The 16,609-nt window shown below is 37.3% G+C and carries 15 protein-coding genes and 1 riboswitch; of the genes, 11 read left to right on the top strand and 4 right to left on the bottom strand.

Features of this window, described 5'->3' with window-relative positions:
• The first annotated feature begins 157 nt into the window (after positions 1–157).
• The 5 genes from L1999_RS29350 to mmuM all read left to right on the top strand — a co-directional run bounded on the left by L1999_RS29350 (position 158) and on the right by mmuM (position 4,907).
• A complete protein-coding gene (locus tag L1999_RS29350) occupies positions 158–1,393 on the top strand; it encodes a S1C family serine protease (protein ID WP_235741734.1) in 1,236 nt (411 codons plus the stop codon).
• 135 nt (positions 1,394–1,528) lie between these two features.
• On the top strand, positions 1,529–1,687 hold the full coding sequence (locus L1999_RS29345; RefSeq protein ID WP_235741733.1) for a CxxH/CxxC protein: 159 nt from the start codon (positions 1,529–1,531) through the stop codon (positions 1,685–1,687).
• Between the two features lie 101 nt (positions 1,688–1,788).
• A complete protein-coding gene (gene rlmH, locus L1999_RS29340) occupies positions 1,789–2,268 on the top strand; it encodes a 23S rRNA (pseudouridine(1915)-N(3))-methyltransferase RlmH (protein ID WP_144566156.1) in 480 nt (159 codons plus the stop codon).
• 124 nt (positions 2,269–2,392) lie between these two features.
• A riboswitch (SAM riboswitch) is annotated at positions 2,393–2,497 on the top strand.
• An 81-nt stretch (positions 2,498–2,578) separates the two neighbouring features.
• Positions 2,579–3,988 (top strand): S-methylmethionine permease, encoded by a 1,410-nt coding sequence (gene mmuP / locus L1999_RS29335; protein ID WP_235741732.1) that lies wholly within the window; start codon positions 2,579–2,581, stop codon positions 3,986–3,988.
• Positions 3,963–4,907 (top strand): homocysteine S-methyltransferase, encoded by a 945-nt coding sequence (gene mmuM, locus L1999_RS29330; protein WP_235741731.1) that lies wholly within the window; start codon positions 3,963–3,965, stop codon positions 4,905–4,907. The genes mmuP and mmuM overlap by 26 nt, the downstream gene beginning before the upstream one ends.
• Positions 4,908–5,259: 352 nt before the next feature.
• Here the strand turns inward: mmuM and L1999_RS29325 are convergent, their stop codons facing one another.
• Together L1999_RS29325 and L1999_RS29320 are read right to left on the bottom strand one after the other, a co-directional pair.
• Positions 5,260–6,372, bottom strand: a complete 1,113-nt coding sequence (locus tag L1999_RS29325; RefSeq protein ID WP_235741730.1) for a chitobiase/beta-hexosaminidase C-terminal domain-containing protein — start codon at positions 6,370–6,372, stop codon at positions 5,260–5,262.
• A 632-nt stretch (positions 6,373–7,004) separates the two neighbouring features.
• Positions 7,005–8,933, bottom strand: coding sequence for a BglG family transcription antiterminator (locus L1999_RS29320; protein ID WP_235741729.1), 1,929 nt, complete (start codon positions 8,931–8,933; stop codon positions 7,005–7,007).
• Positions 8,934–9,121: 188 nt separating this feature from the next.
• Here L1999_RS29320 and L1999_RS29315 point away from each other — a divergent pair, with 188 nt between their 5' ends.
• The 4 genes from L1999_RS29315 to L1999_RS29300 are packed head-to-tail and all read left to right on the top strand — an operon-like array spanning position 9,122 to position 12,548.
• Positions 9,122–9,439, top strand: coding sequence for a PTS sugar transporter subunit IIB (locus tag L1999_RS29315; RefSeq protein WP_215047323.1), 318 nt, complete (start codon positions 9,122–9,124; stop codon positions 9,437–9,439).
• A gap of 19 nt (positions 9,440–9,458) precedes the next feature.
• Entirely contained in the window at positions 9,459–10,691 is a 1,233-nt protein-coding gene (locus L1999_RS29310; RefSeq protein WP_215047324.1) for a PTS sugar transporter subunit IIC, read from the top strand.
• Between the two features lie 23 nt (positions 10,692–10,714).
• Positions 10,715–11,071 (top strand): PTS sugar transporter subunit IIA, encoded by a 357-nt coding sequence (locus L1999_RS29305; RefSeq protein ID WP_235741728.1) that lies wholly within the window; start codon positions 10,715–10,717, stop codon positions 11,069–11,071.
• Positions 11,072–11,126: 55 nt separating this feature from the next.
• Positions 11,127–12,548, top strand: a complete 1,422-nt coding sequence (locus tag L1999_RS29300; RefSeq protein WP_235741727.1) for a glycoside hydrolase family 1 protein — start codon at positions 11,127–11,129, stop codon at positions 12,546–12,548.
• Positions 12,549–12,779: 231 nt separating this feature from the next.
• Here L1999_RS29300 and L1999_RS29295 read toward each other — a convergent pair whose 3' ends face one another.
• Together L1999_RS29295 and L1999_RS29290 are read right to left on the bottom strand one after the other, a co-directional pair.
• On the bottom strand, positions 12,780–14,489 hold the full coding sequence (locus L1999_RS29295; protein ID WP_235741726.1) for a GMC family oxidoreductase N-terminal domain-containing protein: 1,710 nt from the start codon (positions 14,487–14,489) through the stop codon (positions 12,780–12,782).
• An 11-nt stretch (positions 14,490–14,500) separates the two neighbouring features.
• Complete coding sequence (locus tag L1999_RS29290) at positions 14,501–15,232, bottom strand: hypothetical protein (RefSeq protein ID WP_235741725.1); 732 nt, start codon at positions 15,230–15,232, stop codon at positions 14,501–14,503.
• Between the two features lie 182 nt (positions 15,233–15,414).
• Between L1999_RS29290 and L1999_RS29285 the strand changes: the two genes are divergently transcribed.
• Both L1999_RS29285 and L1999_RS29280 read left to right on the top strand, forming a co-directional pair.
• Positions 15,415–15,897, top strand: a complete 483-nt coding sequence (locus L1999_RS29285; RefSeq protein ID WP_235741724.1) for a CBO0543 family protein — start codon at positions 15,415–15,417, stop codon at positions 15,895–15,897.
• 204 nt (positions 15,898–16,101) lie between these two features.
• On the top strand, positions 16,102–16,575 hold the full coding sequence (locus L1999_RS29280; protein WP_235741723.1) for an arginine repressor: 474 nt from the start codon (positions 16,102–16,104) through the stop codon (positions 16,573–16,575).
• Positions 16,576–16,609 lie beyond the last annotated feature (34 nt).

Below are 16,609 nucleotides of genomic sequence, written 5' to 3'. Positions count from 1 at the left end.
ATGGAGGCCATAAAGGCCTCTATTTTTTTTATAAGTTTAAAGTTCGCAAAAACAACAAATGCGGAAATAGGTTAGTAATTTTAGGAAGAATGATTATAATTATAAGTGGTATATACAAAATAATAACTAGCACTTTTCGAAGAAGGGAATGGTGTAAATGGGCTATTATGACGATCATACACAAGGACGCTACCGGGAGCAGAGAAGTAAAAGAGGCGGTGTATTACTAGCAAGTCTGGTTGGAGCAATCATTGGGGCAATCCTAGTGATTCTTGCCATCCCAACTTTATCAAAGCAAGGAATATTGCCCTATAAACTAACAGCGGACCAAAATCAGGCAGCAGAAACGAGTAATCATGATAATCAGCAGAATGTAGTTGAAAAGGTTTCCTATGATGTGAATACCAACACGACAAAGGCTGTTGCAAAAACAGGTTCAGCAGTCGTCGGTATTAATAATATCCAATCTTCTAGCTTTTGGTCTGATAACGGTGATTCATCAGAACAGGCTGCGGGGACGGGATCGGGAGTTATCTATAAAAAAGCAGGAAGTAAAGCTTATGTTGTCACAAACCACCATGTTGTTGAGGGAGCTACCAGCCTAGAAGTAAGTCTGGATGACGGAACCAAGATTCCGGCTAAGCTGCTTGGCAGTGATATATGGACAGACCTAGCCGTTCTTGAAATTGATGCAAGTAAGATTAAAAAAGTAGCGGAATTCGGAAATTCTGACAGCCTGAAGTTAGGTGAACCGGTCATTGCCATCGGAAACCCGCTTGGGGCGACATTTTCTGGTTCCGTAACGCAAGGAATTATTTCTGGTCTAAAACGGACCATTCCTGTCGATATCAACCAGGACGGTGTGGTCGATTGGCAGTCTGAGGTATTACAAACGGATGCCGCGATTAACCCTGGTAACAGTGGTGGTGCGTTAATCAATATGGAAGGTCAAGTCATCGGGATTAATTCAATGAAAATTTCTCAGGAGGCTGTTGAGGGAATTGGTCTCTCCATTCCCATCAATTCGGCTAAACCTATAATTGATGACCTTGAACAGTTTGGTGTTGTTAAACGTCCATATATGGGTGTCGATCTAAAGTCCATTAGTGAAATTCCTGCGTACTATCAAGAACAAACGTTAAAATTACCACGTGATGTCAATTATGGTGTCGCGCTTCGCCAGGTAATGCATAACTCACCAGCTTCGGAGGCGGGTTTACAAGAGCTGGATGTGATAGTGGAAATGGATGGAGAAAAAATTAATGATGTGATTGACCTGCGTAAACATTTATATCAGAAAAAGAAAATTGGCGAGAAGTTAAAGGTGAAGTTTTACCGTGCAGGAAAGTTAAAGGAAACTACTTTAACGTTGTCAGGTGAAAAACTGGAGTAAACACCATTTTGGGAAAGTGAGCCATTCACTTTCCCGTTTTTATTTGTATGGTATGATAAATGAGGTTAAAAGTATGATGGCCGTGAGAAGGGTAAAAATAGTAGTAATGATAAAGTGTGAAAGCGAGGAGAAAAGATGATTTATAGCTGTGAGGAGCATGTGGACATTGCCTTAGATGATATTGTGGATAAATATCAAACATATCCAGTTTTATCACAATTACCTGTGGATAATTCAGACGCAGGTTGTGAATATTGCGAAAAACAAGCTGTATATATGGTGGCGAACAAATGATTCCATACAAGATGTGGATAAAAAATGTGAATATGTGGATAACTTCTGTGGATATCTTGTTTGTAAGCTGTTTGTAATTTAGTTGAAAAGGGTTGTGGATTGTGAATATCTCGATCATAACGGTTGGTAAGTTAAAAGAGAAATATTTACGGCAGGGAATCGAGGAATATTTAAAAAGATTAACTGCTTATGCAAAAGTTGAAATGGTGGAGGTTGCCGATGAAAAGGCTCCTGAGGAATTAAGTGAATTGGAAATGCTGCAGGTGAAGCAAAAAGAAGGCGAACGGATTTTAGCTAAAATTAGCCAGGATACATATGTGATTGCATTAGCCATTCAGGGAAAATTGCAATCGTCTGAGGAGCTGGCTAAAAACTTAGATCAATTAGCTACATATGGAAAAAGTAAGGTAGCCTTTGTGATCGGAGGATCGCTTGGTTTGAGTGATGAAGTGATTAAACGGTCAAATGAGCAGCTGTCTTTTTCAAGGATGACGTTCCCCCATCAATTAATGAGGCTGATTCTGGTGGAACAGATTTATCGGGCGTTTAGAATTAATCGGAATGAACCGTACCATAAGTAAATGAGGTTTTTTACTCTTTTGTGTTTCTATCAAAATTCTGGCATTTCTATTATAAATTATTTTTCTAAAAATACTGAAGGTATTGACAACTCGAGAATTGATTGGTAAGGTTATAAAAAATTATTTCTTATCCAGAGAGGTAGAGGGACTGGCCCTATGAGACCTCAGCAACAGGTCTGCTTAAGATACTGTGCTAATTCCAGCGGGTGATAAACCTGATAGATAAGAGCAGTCAGTTTTTATTTGTCAGTCGAGCACTCATTTTTGAGTGCTTTTTTGTTTTTCTGGATAGCAGTAAAGGAGAATATAAATGGAGAAAAAAAATGGACAAGAATTTCAAAGAAAAATGCAAACGCGTCACATTGTCATGCTATCACTTGGCGGTGTGATTGGAACTGGATTATTTTTAAGTTCGGGCTATACGATTCAACAGGCAGGTCCATTTGGTACGATTCTGTCCTATCTGATTGGTGCATTAGTGGTTTATCTAGTAATGCTATGTTTGGGTGAGCTTTCTGTACATATGCCTGAAACGGGTGCATTTCATAGCTTTGCCGCTAAATACATCGGACCCGGAACAGGATATACTGTTGCTTGGTTGTATTGGTTAACGTGGACGGTTGCCTTAGGTTCTGAATTTACTGCTGCGGGAATGCTTATGCAAAGGTGGTTTCCGTCGATCAATGTTTGGATCTGGAGTGCTTTTTTTGCTATTTTAATTTTTCTATTTAATATATTTACCGTTAAGTTTTTCGCAGAAATGGAATTCTGGTTCTCATCTATAAAGGTAATTGCCATTGTGATCTTTATTATTTTAGGTGTAGCCGCAATGGTAGGCGCCCTTCCCATGTCACATTCGAACTCAGCGCCTTTCTTTTCTAATTTGGTAAAAGCAGGTTTGTTTCCTAATGGTGCCTTCGCCATTATCATGACAATGCTTGCGGTTAATTTTGCTTTTTCGGGAACGGAATTAATCGGTATCGCAGCTGGAGAAACGGCGGATCCGCAAAAAACAATCCCGAAGGCAATTAGCACCACTTTATGGAGATTGATTATCTTTTTTATAGGAACAATCATAGTGTTATCTGCGTTATTGCCAATGAACGATGCAGGAGTATTAGAGAGCCCGTTTGTTGCAGTCCTTGAACGTATTGGGGTGCCTTACTCTGCAGATATGATGAACTTTGTTATCCTAACAGCGATTTTGTCTGCTGCCAATTCAGGACTTTATGCTTCCTCAAGAATGCTATGGTCACTGGCAAATAAGCAAACCATCTCACCCATTTTTGCAAAAATGACAAAACAGGGTGTTCCGATCAATGGAGTTATTTTCAGTATGTTAGGCGGAGCTTTAGCTTTGTTCTCAAGCATTGTTGCACCAGATACTGTGTACATCGTGCTTGTATCTATTTCCGGTTTGGCAGTGGTTGTCGTTTGGATGAGTATTAGTGCCTCACAGTTCTTATTTCGCAGACAATTTTTGAAAGAAGGAAATTCTGTAGAGGACTTGGTCTATAGAACGCCGCTCTATCCGTTTGTCCCAATCGCTTCTTTTGTATTATGTCTTGCATCTTGTATTGGAATTGCTTTTGATCCTACCCAACGAATAGCCTTATATTGCGGCATTCCATTTGTATTGCTTTGCTACGGCAGCTATTATCTTACGCAAAATTTAAAGAAAAGGAGAGTCGATTATGTCCAACAAAATCAACCCAATTGATGCTATTTTATCCCAACATTCCATTATGCTTCTTGATGGAGCATTAGCTACAGAACTGGAGTCACATGGATGTAATTTGGATGATCCTCTATGGTCCGCACGTGTTTTACTTGAAAATCCGGAATTGATTTATCAGGTTCATTCTGATTATTTTCGTGCTGGAGCGGACTGTGCCATCACGGCAAGCTATCAAGCAACGATTGATGGTTTTTCCGCGCGAGGAATAAAAGAGAAGGAAGCTTTGGAGTTAATTAAGCAAACGGTGTTGCTGGCAAGAAGGGCAAGAGATGATTTTTGGAAGGAAAATACACAACCGAACCGGCCTAAGCCGCTAGTGGCCGCATCAGTTGGGCCATATGGAGCTTACCTGGCAGATGGTTCAGAGTATATAGGAAATTACGGTGTGACAGATGAAAGATTAGTAGAATTCCACCGTTCCAGAATGGCGACGTTGATTGAAGCGGGAGCCGACTTATTAGCATTTGAAACGATCCCTTCCTTGCAAGAAGCGAAAGTTTTATCTGCCTTATTGCGGGAATTTCCAGAGGCATATGCATGGCTGTCCTTTTCTTTGAAAAATGAAAAAGAGATTAGTGATGGTACAAAGCTTGCGAAGTGTGCACAGTTTTTTGAAGGAGATAAACAAATTGTTGCAATTGGTGTAAATTGTGCGCCAGTAACATATGTTACTAATGCCATCAGGGAGTTGGGTGCGAATTCGAAAAAGGCTATTCTTGTATATCCGAATTCCGGAGAAACCTATAATCCAGAAACAAAAACATGGCATGGTCAAGAATTATGTAACAGCTTCGAACTGCAATCTGAAGAATGGTACCAAGCAGGGGCAAGGTTGATAGGAGGATGCTGCAGAACAACACCACAGCACATTGAAAAGCTTTTTAAAAGGTGGCGTTATTAAAAGAACTATTGATCATCACTTTGTGATCATTTTGATAGCCAATGTCTCCTTTTTAGAAATTAATCTAGAGAAAACCTCATTTATATACGTTATGGTAAACCGTACCATATATAGGAGCAATTTATCTTACAATGACATTTTGGTCTTCCCGTTTTTTAATCCTATCATTAGATTGTTAAACCAAATAAGAATTTAAGGATCAGTCCCTCGCTGCGTTAAAGCATCGGGGGGCTGACACACTAGCCTAGTGATAATAGTATCAAAATACCATTTTTTAAAAAAACAAAGAGCCTCCAAATTTCAACATTTGTAGGCTCTCCTGGATAGTTTCCGTTACCGCATCAATGACAAATTAATTTGATTTTACTTGCTTAAATAACCATTCAATCATTTCTTTGTTTTCATAAGCAGGTACCCATGCACCGTGGTTATATCCTAATACTGCCGGATATTCTGTGTATATTGGGTCGCCCCCTGCATTTTTTATTGCGGTAATAATGTTTCTTGAATAGGAGACAGGTATAACTACATCGTCTTCAGAATGAAAATCCCAAAGTGGTTTATGAATGAGCTTGTATGCTTGATTCGGATCTCCACCGCCTGAAATCGTTACCATTGCTGCAAACAAATCTGGGTATTTCATATTTAAATTATACGTACCAAAGCCACCCTGTGATAAGCCTGTAGAATACAAGCGATGACTATCGATATTATATTCACTTTTTACTTTTTGAAGAATTTCATAAGCTGTATTCAAATCCTGTGAAACCTCAAATACCCGGTTTAAGGAAATCATGTTATTAATATCACGAGTTAGACCAAAACCTCCATCCCACACATTACGTGCCTGAGGGGCAAGAACAAAAGCTGGATGTTTTAATTGGTTTTCAGGTGACGCCCAAATCACTGCACCATCATTTGCCATAAGTTGACTAACATTATCGTTGCCACGCTCCCCGCCACCATGTAAGAATAACACTAGGGGATAAGATTTAGTGGAATCATAATTCTCGGGTACATAGAGACGATATGGCATATCTTTATAGGTAAAACTTAAAAATTTAGAAGCAATAAAAGCTCTGTTGACAAAAGTGTATGTGAAAATTGATACATCACTTTTCGTATTTCCATTGCTGACTGCTAATGCCTTGCCATTTACGTTCCCCCGAATGGCTATTGCCTTAATGGTTACATCTTTATCTACCCTGATGGGATCAACATATAAATGATCAGCTTTTGTTGGAGTACTTCCGTCCAAAGTGTAATAGATTTTAACATTTGGTGTTGCCGAGCCTAATTCTATCATTTGCTCTTTATAATAAGAGCCTGGCTCGACACTGGAAGTAGGAGTCGAGACCTTTCCATTATTAACCACTTCATCTGCAAAGGTATGTGTGCTAAAAGCAGGCAGAATGAGTAGTGCTGACAGTATAGGAATCATTACATTTTTAAATAGTTTCTTCATTTATTAATCTCCTCCCTACTAAATCAATGATCAACAAAGCTATTGTTTACAATACGGTAGTAGAAATTAGTTTATTGCCTCCCCCCTTCTGAAAAAAATTACTTAAGATTAGTAAAAAGATTACTAATTTCCTCTCGAAAGAGCGTCAATGTAAACGCTTCCTTGTATTTTTAATTATAGAGGATTGGTAACATCCTAAATACCCAAAATTTGTCCTAAATCATGCGCAAATTTGTCATTTTAAAAATACTGTTAAAACCCATGATCGTTTGTTTATGTAAATGAATCGACGAACTTTATGAATTTTCGATCGATAGAAAGAATTATAATTCTTTTTTAAAATATGGAAATAGTGATAAAAAACTGCTGGTATAATAGGTGAGGTGAACCTTACCATAAATAGAGGCAGTTTTTTTACAAAAATTTCTCTGAATCGTACCAAAGGTAAAAGATTTATATATCGAAATCTATTCTTTTTTTGGAAGTGGAGATTGAAAGTGAATTAAGTGTAAAAAAGGAGCCAGTTTTTGTTTTATAAAACGAGGCTCCTTTTTTCATTTAATTTAAATCTTTATTAATTTCATTATATTTTTGGATGTCCTATTAAAATCCCTAGGCTAAGGGTGTTCTGCTCATTCATTCATTAATGATAAAAGGCTATTTATAAACTCATCATAATTTTTAGATTTTAATAGCAGATAAACATTTTCCGGTTCTGATAATATTTTGATAAAACTATCATAGATATCTCGAAAAATGCTTCGTTCATCCTTATTTAGGGCAATTAGCGCTATAATTTGTACGGAATTGTTTCCCCAATTAACAGGCTTGTCATTTAGTACAATCGAAATAGCAGACTTTAATGCGTTCATATGCATCGAATGGGGCACCGCAACATTATTATTAAACGAAGTAGAAGACATGGTTTCCCTTTCGATTATATCGTCAATGGACCCTATTTCGATAAAGCCTAATTGAACCATCTTAACTCCAATGAACCGAATCATCTCAAACTCATCATTTAGGTAAATATTCTGTTGAAACAGGTGGGGGTCAAATAGGCTGATTAAATGATTTTTCAGCTTTATTCGGCTTCGCCTTTTATTAATTTTTGTTATACTTTGCTGTATCCTTTGGATATCCTCATCTAAAATAAAGGGATTAATACAAACTAATTCATAACCCATCAATTTTGGAATCTGAATTGTTGTTATAATTAGGTCAGTGTTTATTTGTTCCAATTCAATATCGACATCGGTAATGACTATGCTAATTTCAATTTGGTCTCCGAAAGAATGGCCAAGTCTTTTTAACATCGGAATATGCATATTGTAATACTCTGGGCAAATAACAGTGCAGGTAATTTTATTTTCCAGCGTTTTTTGACGTTCTAGAAAGGCACCGATGTGGAAAGCGATGTAAGCAATTTCATCCTCATTTATTTGAATGTGTTCCTTTTTTTGTATCTGATTCGAAATAAAAACTGCCAAATCGTATATCAGTGGATAGGACGATTTAATCTGTTTAGTTAATGGGTTTTTTGACAAATAATTATGTCTTGCTCTGTTGATTAAATTGCGAATATGCAGCGTAAATTTAATTAAAAATTCATCATCATAAATATCTACTAAATAATAATCTTTTACTTTTTGAATGATTTCGTTTACTAAATTAATGTAGCGTTGCTCAATATATTCATTGAGATTATCCTTATTAAGGCTGTCATAGCTCAGGATCGTAGTTTTACTAATCAAAAGAATCGTTAAGTAATAAAGCTCCGCTCCGTCAAAAGTTACACCAAATTTAGCTTTAATTAATTTGGCAATATCGGATGCTGCCTTATACTCCTTCGTTTTGGTCAATGTCTTTATGTTTTCCTCAGATACTGTGCTGTGCTGATGTATACGTTTCGTTGCAATCACTATATGGAGCAAAATGTTCCCGATTGTGTACTCATTAACAAAAAGATCATAGGAGGCCAGTACTTTGATAAGCTCCTCCTTGAAGTCTTTTAAATTATAACCAAAAGCTGATTGAATACTGTCTACATGCAAAAATTGTTCCTTCGTTTCTTCATGAAAAATATGACTCATGAGCTTCCGTTTATCTTTTTCCAAACCATTTAAAATAATTAAATCTCCGTTACGTTTGAAGGATAAGTTGAATTGCGCCAATAGACCTTTAGCCTTTTTTAAATCACCTTCAATAGTAGAGGTACTTACATAAATATCTTCACTCAGGTCAAATATATCCATACCCTCGGAATAGGTTATTGATTGCTTTAATAGATAATAAAGCCGTTCAAGTGGTTTCAATCCGTCAGGTGTTTCTTTCTGCTCCTCCTGCTGTTGCATCTCATAGTAAGCACTCTCATTTAATCTATAGCCAAGATTAGAGGACATAATCAAAACAGATGGAGAGGTGGTTTCATTTATTTCATTTACATATTTACGAATGCTTCGGCTGGACACAGAGAATTGTTTCGCCAAAATATCTGCCTTTACCCAATCATTCTTATTTAATAAAAATTGAATAACCGCTTTTTCTCTCTCCCTTTTCATGACTCAGAACCCCCAAAGCTTATTTATCGTTAGTTTTCCACTTTATAGTATAAAAAAACAGATAATAAAATTATAGTTGAAAAATTTCCTACCCCTAGGAACTTTTTCAACTTGAGCGGAAAGATACTAAAGTAGGACAATTACATCAGGAAGATTAATTCAAACTTACTTAATAGGAGGAATTTAAAATGACTGAAAAAAATATTTTATTAATTTGTGGTGGCGGTGCTTCAAGTGGATTTATGGCTCAAAACATCCGAAAGGCGGCAAAAAAAAGAAATGTTGAACTAAACGTAATGGCAAGAAGCGAGTCTGAAGTGGACGAATATTTGAATGAAATTAATGCTCTGTTAATTGGTCCGCATCTGCAATATATGGAAGAGGATTTAAAATTGAAGGTTAAACCTTATAACATTCCGGCTGTGGTCATCCCTCAAACTATTTATGGTCTTTTGGACGGAAACAAAGGTCTAGACCTTATTTTGGAACTGCTTGACGAAAAATAAATAGAATGGAGGTTATTCCATGAATACGTTTATTAATTGGATGAACCAAAACTTTACGCCAAAAATGAATAAAATAACGAGGAATGTATGGGTTTCATCAATCCAGGATGCCCTCATGGCGATTTTGCCGTTGATTTTGGTTGGATCGCTGATTACATTGATTTCAATCTTGAATAATTACTTTTCGAAAATGCCTGATTTTTCACCAATCACGACCTTTTCATTTGGACTTATTAGTATTTTTGTTGCACTTTTAACTCCCTATTTCATTATGGAAAAAAAGAAAAAGAACGACAGAAAAATAATCTCGGGTTTAACAGGTGTTTCCTTGTTTTTAATGTTACTTATGCCTAAGCTCACAACGGATGGCGGGATTACCTTTACACTTGAGCGATTTGGTGGGAACGGCATGTTTGTTGCACTTATCGTAGGTCTTCTCGTGGGTGCGGTAATGTTTCTATTCACCAAGGTATCCTTTTTTAAAAATTCCAGTTCTTTACCTGATTTTATCATTGTTTGGTTTGATACGATTATACCGGTAACTCTCTTATTGCTTGTAGGATGGCTGTTCGCGTTCCAAATGCATATCGATTTGTATAATTTAATTTTAAAACTTTTCCAACCGCTTTCATTAATTGCGCAAAGCTTTGTTGGGTTTGTCTTAATCACATTCATTGGTATTTTCCTCTATTCATTCGGAATTAGCGCTTGGGTATTGTACCCAATTATGTATCCCGTTTGGTTAGAGGGTATTCAAGCAAATACCAAAGCTTTGGAACAGGGGCTACAGCCTCATAATATCCATACATTTGAATCCCTTATGGGCTGGGTATGGGTTGGCGGCATGGGAACGACACTTCCATTGGTGCTAATGATGTTATTTTTTGCAAAGTCTAATCAATTAAAAGCAATTAGTAAGGTAACGATTACTCCAGCGATATTCAATATTAACGAACCTGTCATTTTTGGTGCTCCAGTAGCATTTAACCCAATATTAATGATTCCAATGTGGTTAAATGGACTGATTATTCCAGCTATAACTTACATTGTTTTGAGTTTAGGATGGGTTACAATTCCTGCAAAACTATTACAGCTATGGTATTTGCCTGTTGGGATTTCTACATTTCTGGTTAACTCAGACTTAAGAGGATTACTATTATTAGTTGTAATAATAGTAGTATCATGGTTGATTTGGTTCCCGTTCTTTAAGGTTTATGACCTACAATTGTTTAAAAAGGAACAGGAAGAATAGAACAAAAAGTGGAGGTTTATATAATGAACGACAACAGCTCAAGAGACAATGATATGACTGAAGTATCTATGATAATAATCATGAATGCCGGAGATGCAAGATTGATTATAAAGGAAGCACTAGATTATGTTGCAGGTTGTGATTTTGAAATGGCCAAAGAGAAGCTTACAGAAGCAAAAAAGAAGATCACTGCTGCTCACTCTGCCCAGACAGAAACTATACAGGGAGAAGCACGTGGTGAGAAGGTTGTATTCTCCCTCTTGTTTGCCCATGCTCAAGACACATTAATGACAATAATGAGTGAGTGGAATACAGCTAATCATATTGTCCGTTTATTTGAAGTGTACGATCAACGTTTGAGAAAGCTTGAAGAAAGATAGTTACTATGGAAAATGCCAGGTATAGTCTGGCATTTTCCTTTAGGAGGAAAGGATCATGAAATATAAAGATTCTATAGCATTTCCGGAGGATTTTTTCTGGGCAGCCGCGACGGCAGCTTACCAGTTTGAAGGTGCCCATTTGGAGGATGGCAAATCTTTATCCATTGTTGATAAGAATATCAATCCTAATTATGCCGATACAAGTGTTACATCAAATCATTATCATAAGTTCAAAGAGGATGTAGCACTCATGAAAGAGCTAGGAATGAAGGCCTATCGCTTTTCAATCTCATGGCCTCGTATTTTGCCAAATGGCCGTGGAGAGGTGAACGAAAAGGGAGTTAATTTTTATAAAAGGCTTATAAATGAATTACGGGAGAATGGGATTGAACCATTAGTAACCATCTACCACTTTGATTTACCTGTTTGCCTTCAAGAAGAATACGGAGGTTGGTCTTCCAGAAAGATTATTGACGATTTTGCCTACTTTTGTAAGGTTTTGTTTGAGCAATTTGGTGAAGAGGTCAAATACTGGTTTACGATTAACGAACAAAGCAATATGTTTCTTCTGCCATATTTGATGGAATTTAATAAAGAATCGCCTTTGGAAAAGCAAAAATATGAAATGAATCATATTATGACACTTGCACATGCAAAGGCCATTCACTTGTGCCGGGAAATGATTCCTAATGCGAAGATTGGACCAGCCATTGGGCTTTCACCAAATTATCCAGAGACTTGCAGACCTGAAGATGTCCAAGCAGCCCGTGAAGCCAATGATTTCCGAACCTATTTGTTTACCGATTTATATATTTATGGCAAGTACCGGGATAATGTTTGGAGATACATGGAGGAAAATGGTGTAACGCCAACCATCGAGGATGGAGATATGGAACTGCTTCAATCGGCAAAGCCTGACTTTTTAGGAATTAATTATTATCAAAGCAGGGTTGTAAAATTTGCTCCGGAAACAATGGAGAATAAAGATATGAGTATCAATATGAATGGTAAAAAAGGTGAGACCAAGTTTGAAGTGGTTCCGGGTATTTACCAGGGAAGCTCGAATCCGTATTTAGAAAAAACAGATTGGGATTGGGAAATTGATGCAATTGGACTTCGTACACTGTTGAATGAATTAAATGATCGTTATCAAATTCCAATCATTATTACGGAAAATGGCATTGGTGCCGTTGATATGTTAACAGATGATGAAAAAGTACATGATCAGTACCGAATAGATTATCTGAAAATACACCTTGAACAGTGCCGTTTAGCAATCGGTGATGGTGTCCAATTATTTGGTTATTGCCCATGGTCGTACATGGATTTATTAAGCACAACCAGCGGATTTAGAAAACGATATGGATTTGTCTACGTTAATAGAACCGATCATGACAATATGGATCTACGAAGAATCAAAAAAGATAGTTTTTATTGGTATCAAGAAGTTATTAAATCTAATGGACAAAAGCTCTAAAGGAATAGGGAGAGTTGGATAAGGTAGATAAGAGATAAAACTGCCGCCTAAATAGGTGCGATGAACCTTATCATAAATAGAGGCAGTTTATTAATATTAACTTTAATCAGGTTGAACCGTCCCATAAATAAAAGTGAGATTATAATTAAGTAGAAAAGGCATTTTTTTTAAAAGTGCCTTTTCTACTTAGGTAATGATCTATCTATCTGTGTGTATTATACCCTCAAAGATTCAACTAAAATAAATATTGGCTAGCTTTTCAGCTGTTCGTGTAGCTAATGCTTGGGTAGTTAAAGTAGGATTAGGTCCTCCTATCCCGTTAAAATGCACACTATTATCAGCAATAAAAAGACGTTTAACCTGATAGGCTTCACAATTACTATCTACTACAAACCCCATTCGCATCGTTGATTCAATATGGGCAAATAAGTGAGCAGGCCAATTGGAACGGATAATCTTCTTGGCACCAGCTTTACGTAAAATGTCGGCGGCAAATTTCGCGAGCAGAGTCCGTTTCTGTTTATCTTCCTTACTTGGTGTATACTGTACGATTGGAATAGGACCGTGTTCATCTTTTACTAAAGGGTTAAGGGTTACACCATTCCTTTTATGTGGTTGATCATCGGTGAGAATCATCATGCTCAATGTATTATTGTAATTGTACATCCATTCTTTTAATTCATTGCCTACTACCCTGCCTTCCTGATCCCAAAGGTCATCCGGCGAAGGATTATGTGCAAAATCATATCCACTGTCGGTAAACCCAAAGGTTAAAGAGGCAAATAATCCCGGGCTTACTCCAGCTGGCTGGATACATCCTAGTCCGGGATAATCTATTCGTCCCCCTGATGTAGGGCCAACAAATGGGTTCACATTTGGTTGTCCCAATATGCTCATAAGATCCTTTTCATCAAACAAACCGGTTACCCAATCCCAATAATGGTGGGTCAATCCCCGTCCAACCCACGAATTTTGAGGCAAATTCGAATTTAGCCAAAGTCTCGGGCTTTCAATGCAGCCAGCTGCCATTACAATCACTTTGGCATACAATTCTCCCGTCTCACCTGTCCATGTATCTCTGTACTGAACTCCGGCTGCACGAAGGCCTTCTTTGGAATGGTCTTCCGTTAAGATCTTTGTTGTATAGGTATTAGGCCGAACCTCTACATTGTGAGTTTTTAAGGCAAGCGGTATATAACTTATGTTAGTAGGGCGCTTAGCCACTTTCTCCACTGATGGACCATGCGGACAGCCATTAATGCAATGGCCGCAAAGCGTACAACCCTCCATTTTGGATATCTCTTCAAGACTAGTATCCGTATCCATCAACCGTTCATTTGGGTGCAGGATTGCATTGGGGTTAGGACGGTAGCCAGGAGAAGTTGGATTTAAGGTATTCAGCAGGGACCACCCGGCTTTTTTTGCACCGTAATAAAATAATTCCTCTTTTGGAGTAGTCGGAGCAGGTCGAACGGGCAAAGTATCTTCTACCTTTTCGTAGTAAGGGATCAATTCCCGATAGGAAATGGGCCAAACATCATCAATAGCCTTGGAATAGGCACGTGGTGAGTTTGCCCAGTAATGTTGTGTTGTTCCTCCTACACCAGTTGTTTGCCAGAGAAGTCCGTTTTTAGGGAGATTCCTGTGCCAGGGTGAGCGGCGGCGATCAGCAGGACCCCAGCGAAAACGACCAAATTCATAGGAATTCATCGTATGTTCATTTTTTGTATATTGACTGCGCAAGAGGTTAATATCTAAATCTGCTACACTGGAGCTGCTAACAGCTCCACGTTCCCGATTAGGATGGAGCCATTTTTTATTCCCATACCAAGGACCTGCTTCCAGGACGAGGACTTTGATTCCTAATTCACCTAACTCTTTAGCGGCCACAGCCCCGCCTCCGCCGGCTCCAATAATGATTACATCCGCATCAAAACTCATATTCAGTGCCTCTATTCTGAAAATTTATCTACTAAAAATCCTCTAACTGCCCGATACCCATAGGAAGGTCCTGGATAATTCAGACTCTCCCACAAAAATGGCTGTCTTTCTATCCGATGATCCTCCGGGTAAGCTTGTCGAGTAGACCCAAGAGAAAACCATTCTGAATAATAGCCAAACATAACCATTTGATGGAGGGAGGTTATGACATTTTTAACTAAACCACCATTATTTCGATAAGGCGGGGGAAGGACTTCTAGATCAACTTGTTGGTTTTCTAACAAACGGATCGCTTCAAAACGATCAATAGGTGATAAGGCTAAAAAAGGGCCACCATCTGGATTAGAAGAATAATCTGGAGTTACTTTTATATTTCCGGAAGCAATTAATTGGTAAGCGGCAATATCAAGTATTCTTGCAGTTTGAGAAGATAGCGGGATGTTTTTCACACTCCATTCTCCTTGGATTGAAACAAAATGATCTAATACCCAAACCATATAATCGTCAATTCGCAAATCCAAAGCTCCTAAGGTGGAAGGAATTACCGCATCTGCAAAAGCCATAAATGCAGCTCTCGTATTTTGAAAGCTACTAGCCATTTGGACAGATAAACTAGTTTCGGCCGATAAAGATGGGGAGGGCTGTTCATCAGAATTTTGGCCCAACATCATATTTTTGATTTGTTCAAAAAATTGTTTTACATGTGGTTGATGTGAAGGCACGAGATCATCTAAATTATCCATGTAGAAATTTTCCTCTCATTACTAAAGTGAATTTATAAATTTGGTTTGTTTAATCTTCTAAAGGTATCCAGATTATTATTTCTTCTTTAGATCTTTTCTAGACATTGGCCAATTGAAAAATTTAGATAAAACATCATAATTTTCTAGATTGGATACAAAATAAATTTATGGAGGCGTTTGAAGTGAACGATAAAAAATTTTTGAAAATAATAACCATTTTAGGAATAGGCGGCTGGTCCTTTCTATTTAAAAAAGGACCAATAAAGGATTGGTTTCTTGTTTATTTATTCAAGACATTTATTACGACTATGATTGATGGTCCAGTAGTAAGGAAAAAATTGGTTTCATACCCATATAGATATTTTTCCAAGTTTTTTGAAACTAACATCGTTTTTGATTATGTAATTTTCCCATTATTATGTGTGCTGTATAGCCAATTTACCTATAAATTAAAACCTTCTAAGATCATTCCGAGTGTTTTTCTATTTAGTGCACCGATGACATTTATTCAATGGTGGCTTGAACGAAATACAAAATTAGTGAAATATAGTAAAGGGTGGAACTCATTTTATACTTTAGGGATACTAACAATCACGTTTTGGTCATCACGTGGATTTATTGCTTTGATTAGGTTCTTAAATCGAAAAAGAGATTTTCACCCTTAATACGGGTTAATAGAGCGATCTTCCTATTCCAATTTTCCATATTAATTATTACAGTTTGGAATATTTTTATGAAAAATCCTTGTTATACTTAATAGGTAAAGCTAAAAAACAACTTGTTTTATGCAGTTTATCTAGCATTGTTTACTAAGAATGTGTATAGCAATAGGATATATATTTGGAATATAGGAAGGTGAGTTCATTTTTATGAAAAAAGAGATGAGGCTGCGCCTGATAAGAAAACTGGTCTCTCAACATGAGATCACTAATCAGGAGGATTTGCGGCATTTGCTTTATCAACAAGGATTAAATGTGACCCAAGCAACTCTATCCCGAGACATACATGAATTGAAGTTATTCAAAGTCCGCTCCAAAGATGGAGGTTTCAAATATAGTATTTTTAATGATCAAATACCAATCATTACCGAAAAACTGCAGCATAAGATGAAAGATGACTTTGTTAGTATGGAGGTTATTAACCATTTTGTAATTATTAAAACCTTACCAGGTAACGCTAACTCTTTCGGTGCTCTTTTGGATTCTATCGATTTAGAGGGGAAAATTGGAACAATTTGCGGAGATGACGTCTGTATGATTATTTGTCGAACCCCAATTCAAGCAAACAAAATTAAACAACAATTAGAAGCTTTGAACTTTCACTCTGAAGTTAACAAAAAATAATAGGAAGTAGGAGCTCTTGTTGCCCAAGATATCT

It is taken from the genome of Neobacillus drentensis (assembly GCF_021560175.1).
Taxonomy (GTDB): domain Bacteria; phylum Bacillota; class Bacilli; order Bacillales; family Cytobacillaceae; genus Neobacillus; species Neobacillus drentensis_A.
Note: the sequence above shows the minus strand (reverse complement) of the source record. Positions and strands in the feature narration are given on the sequence as shown.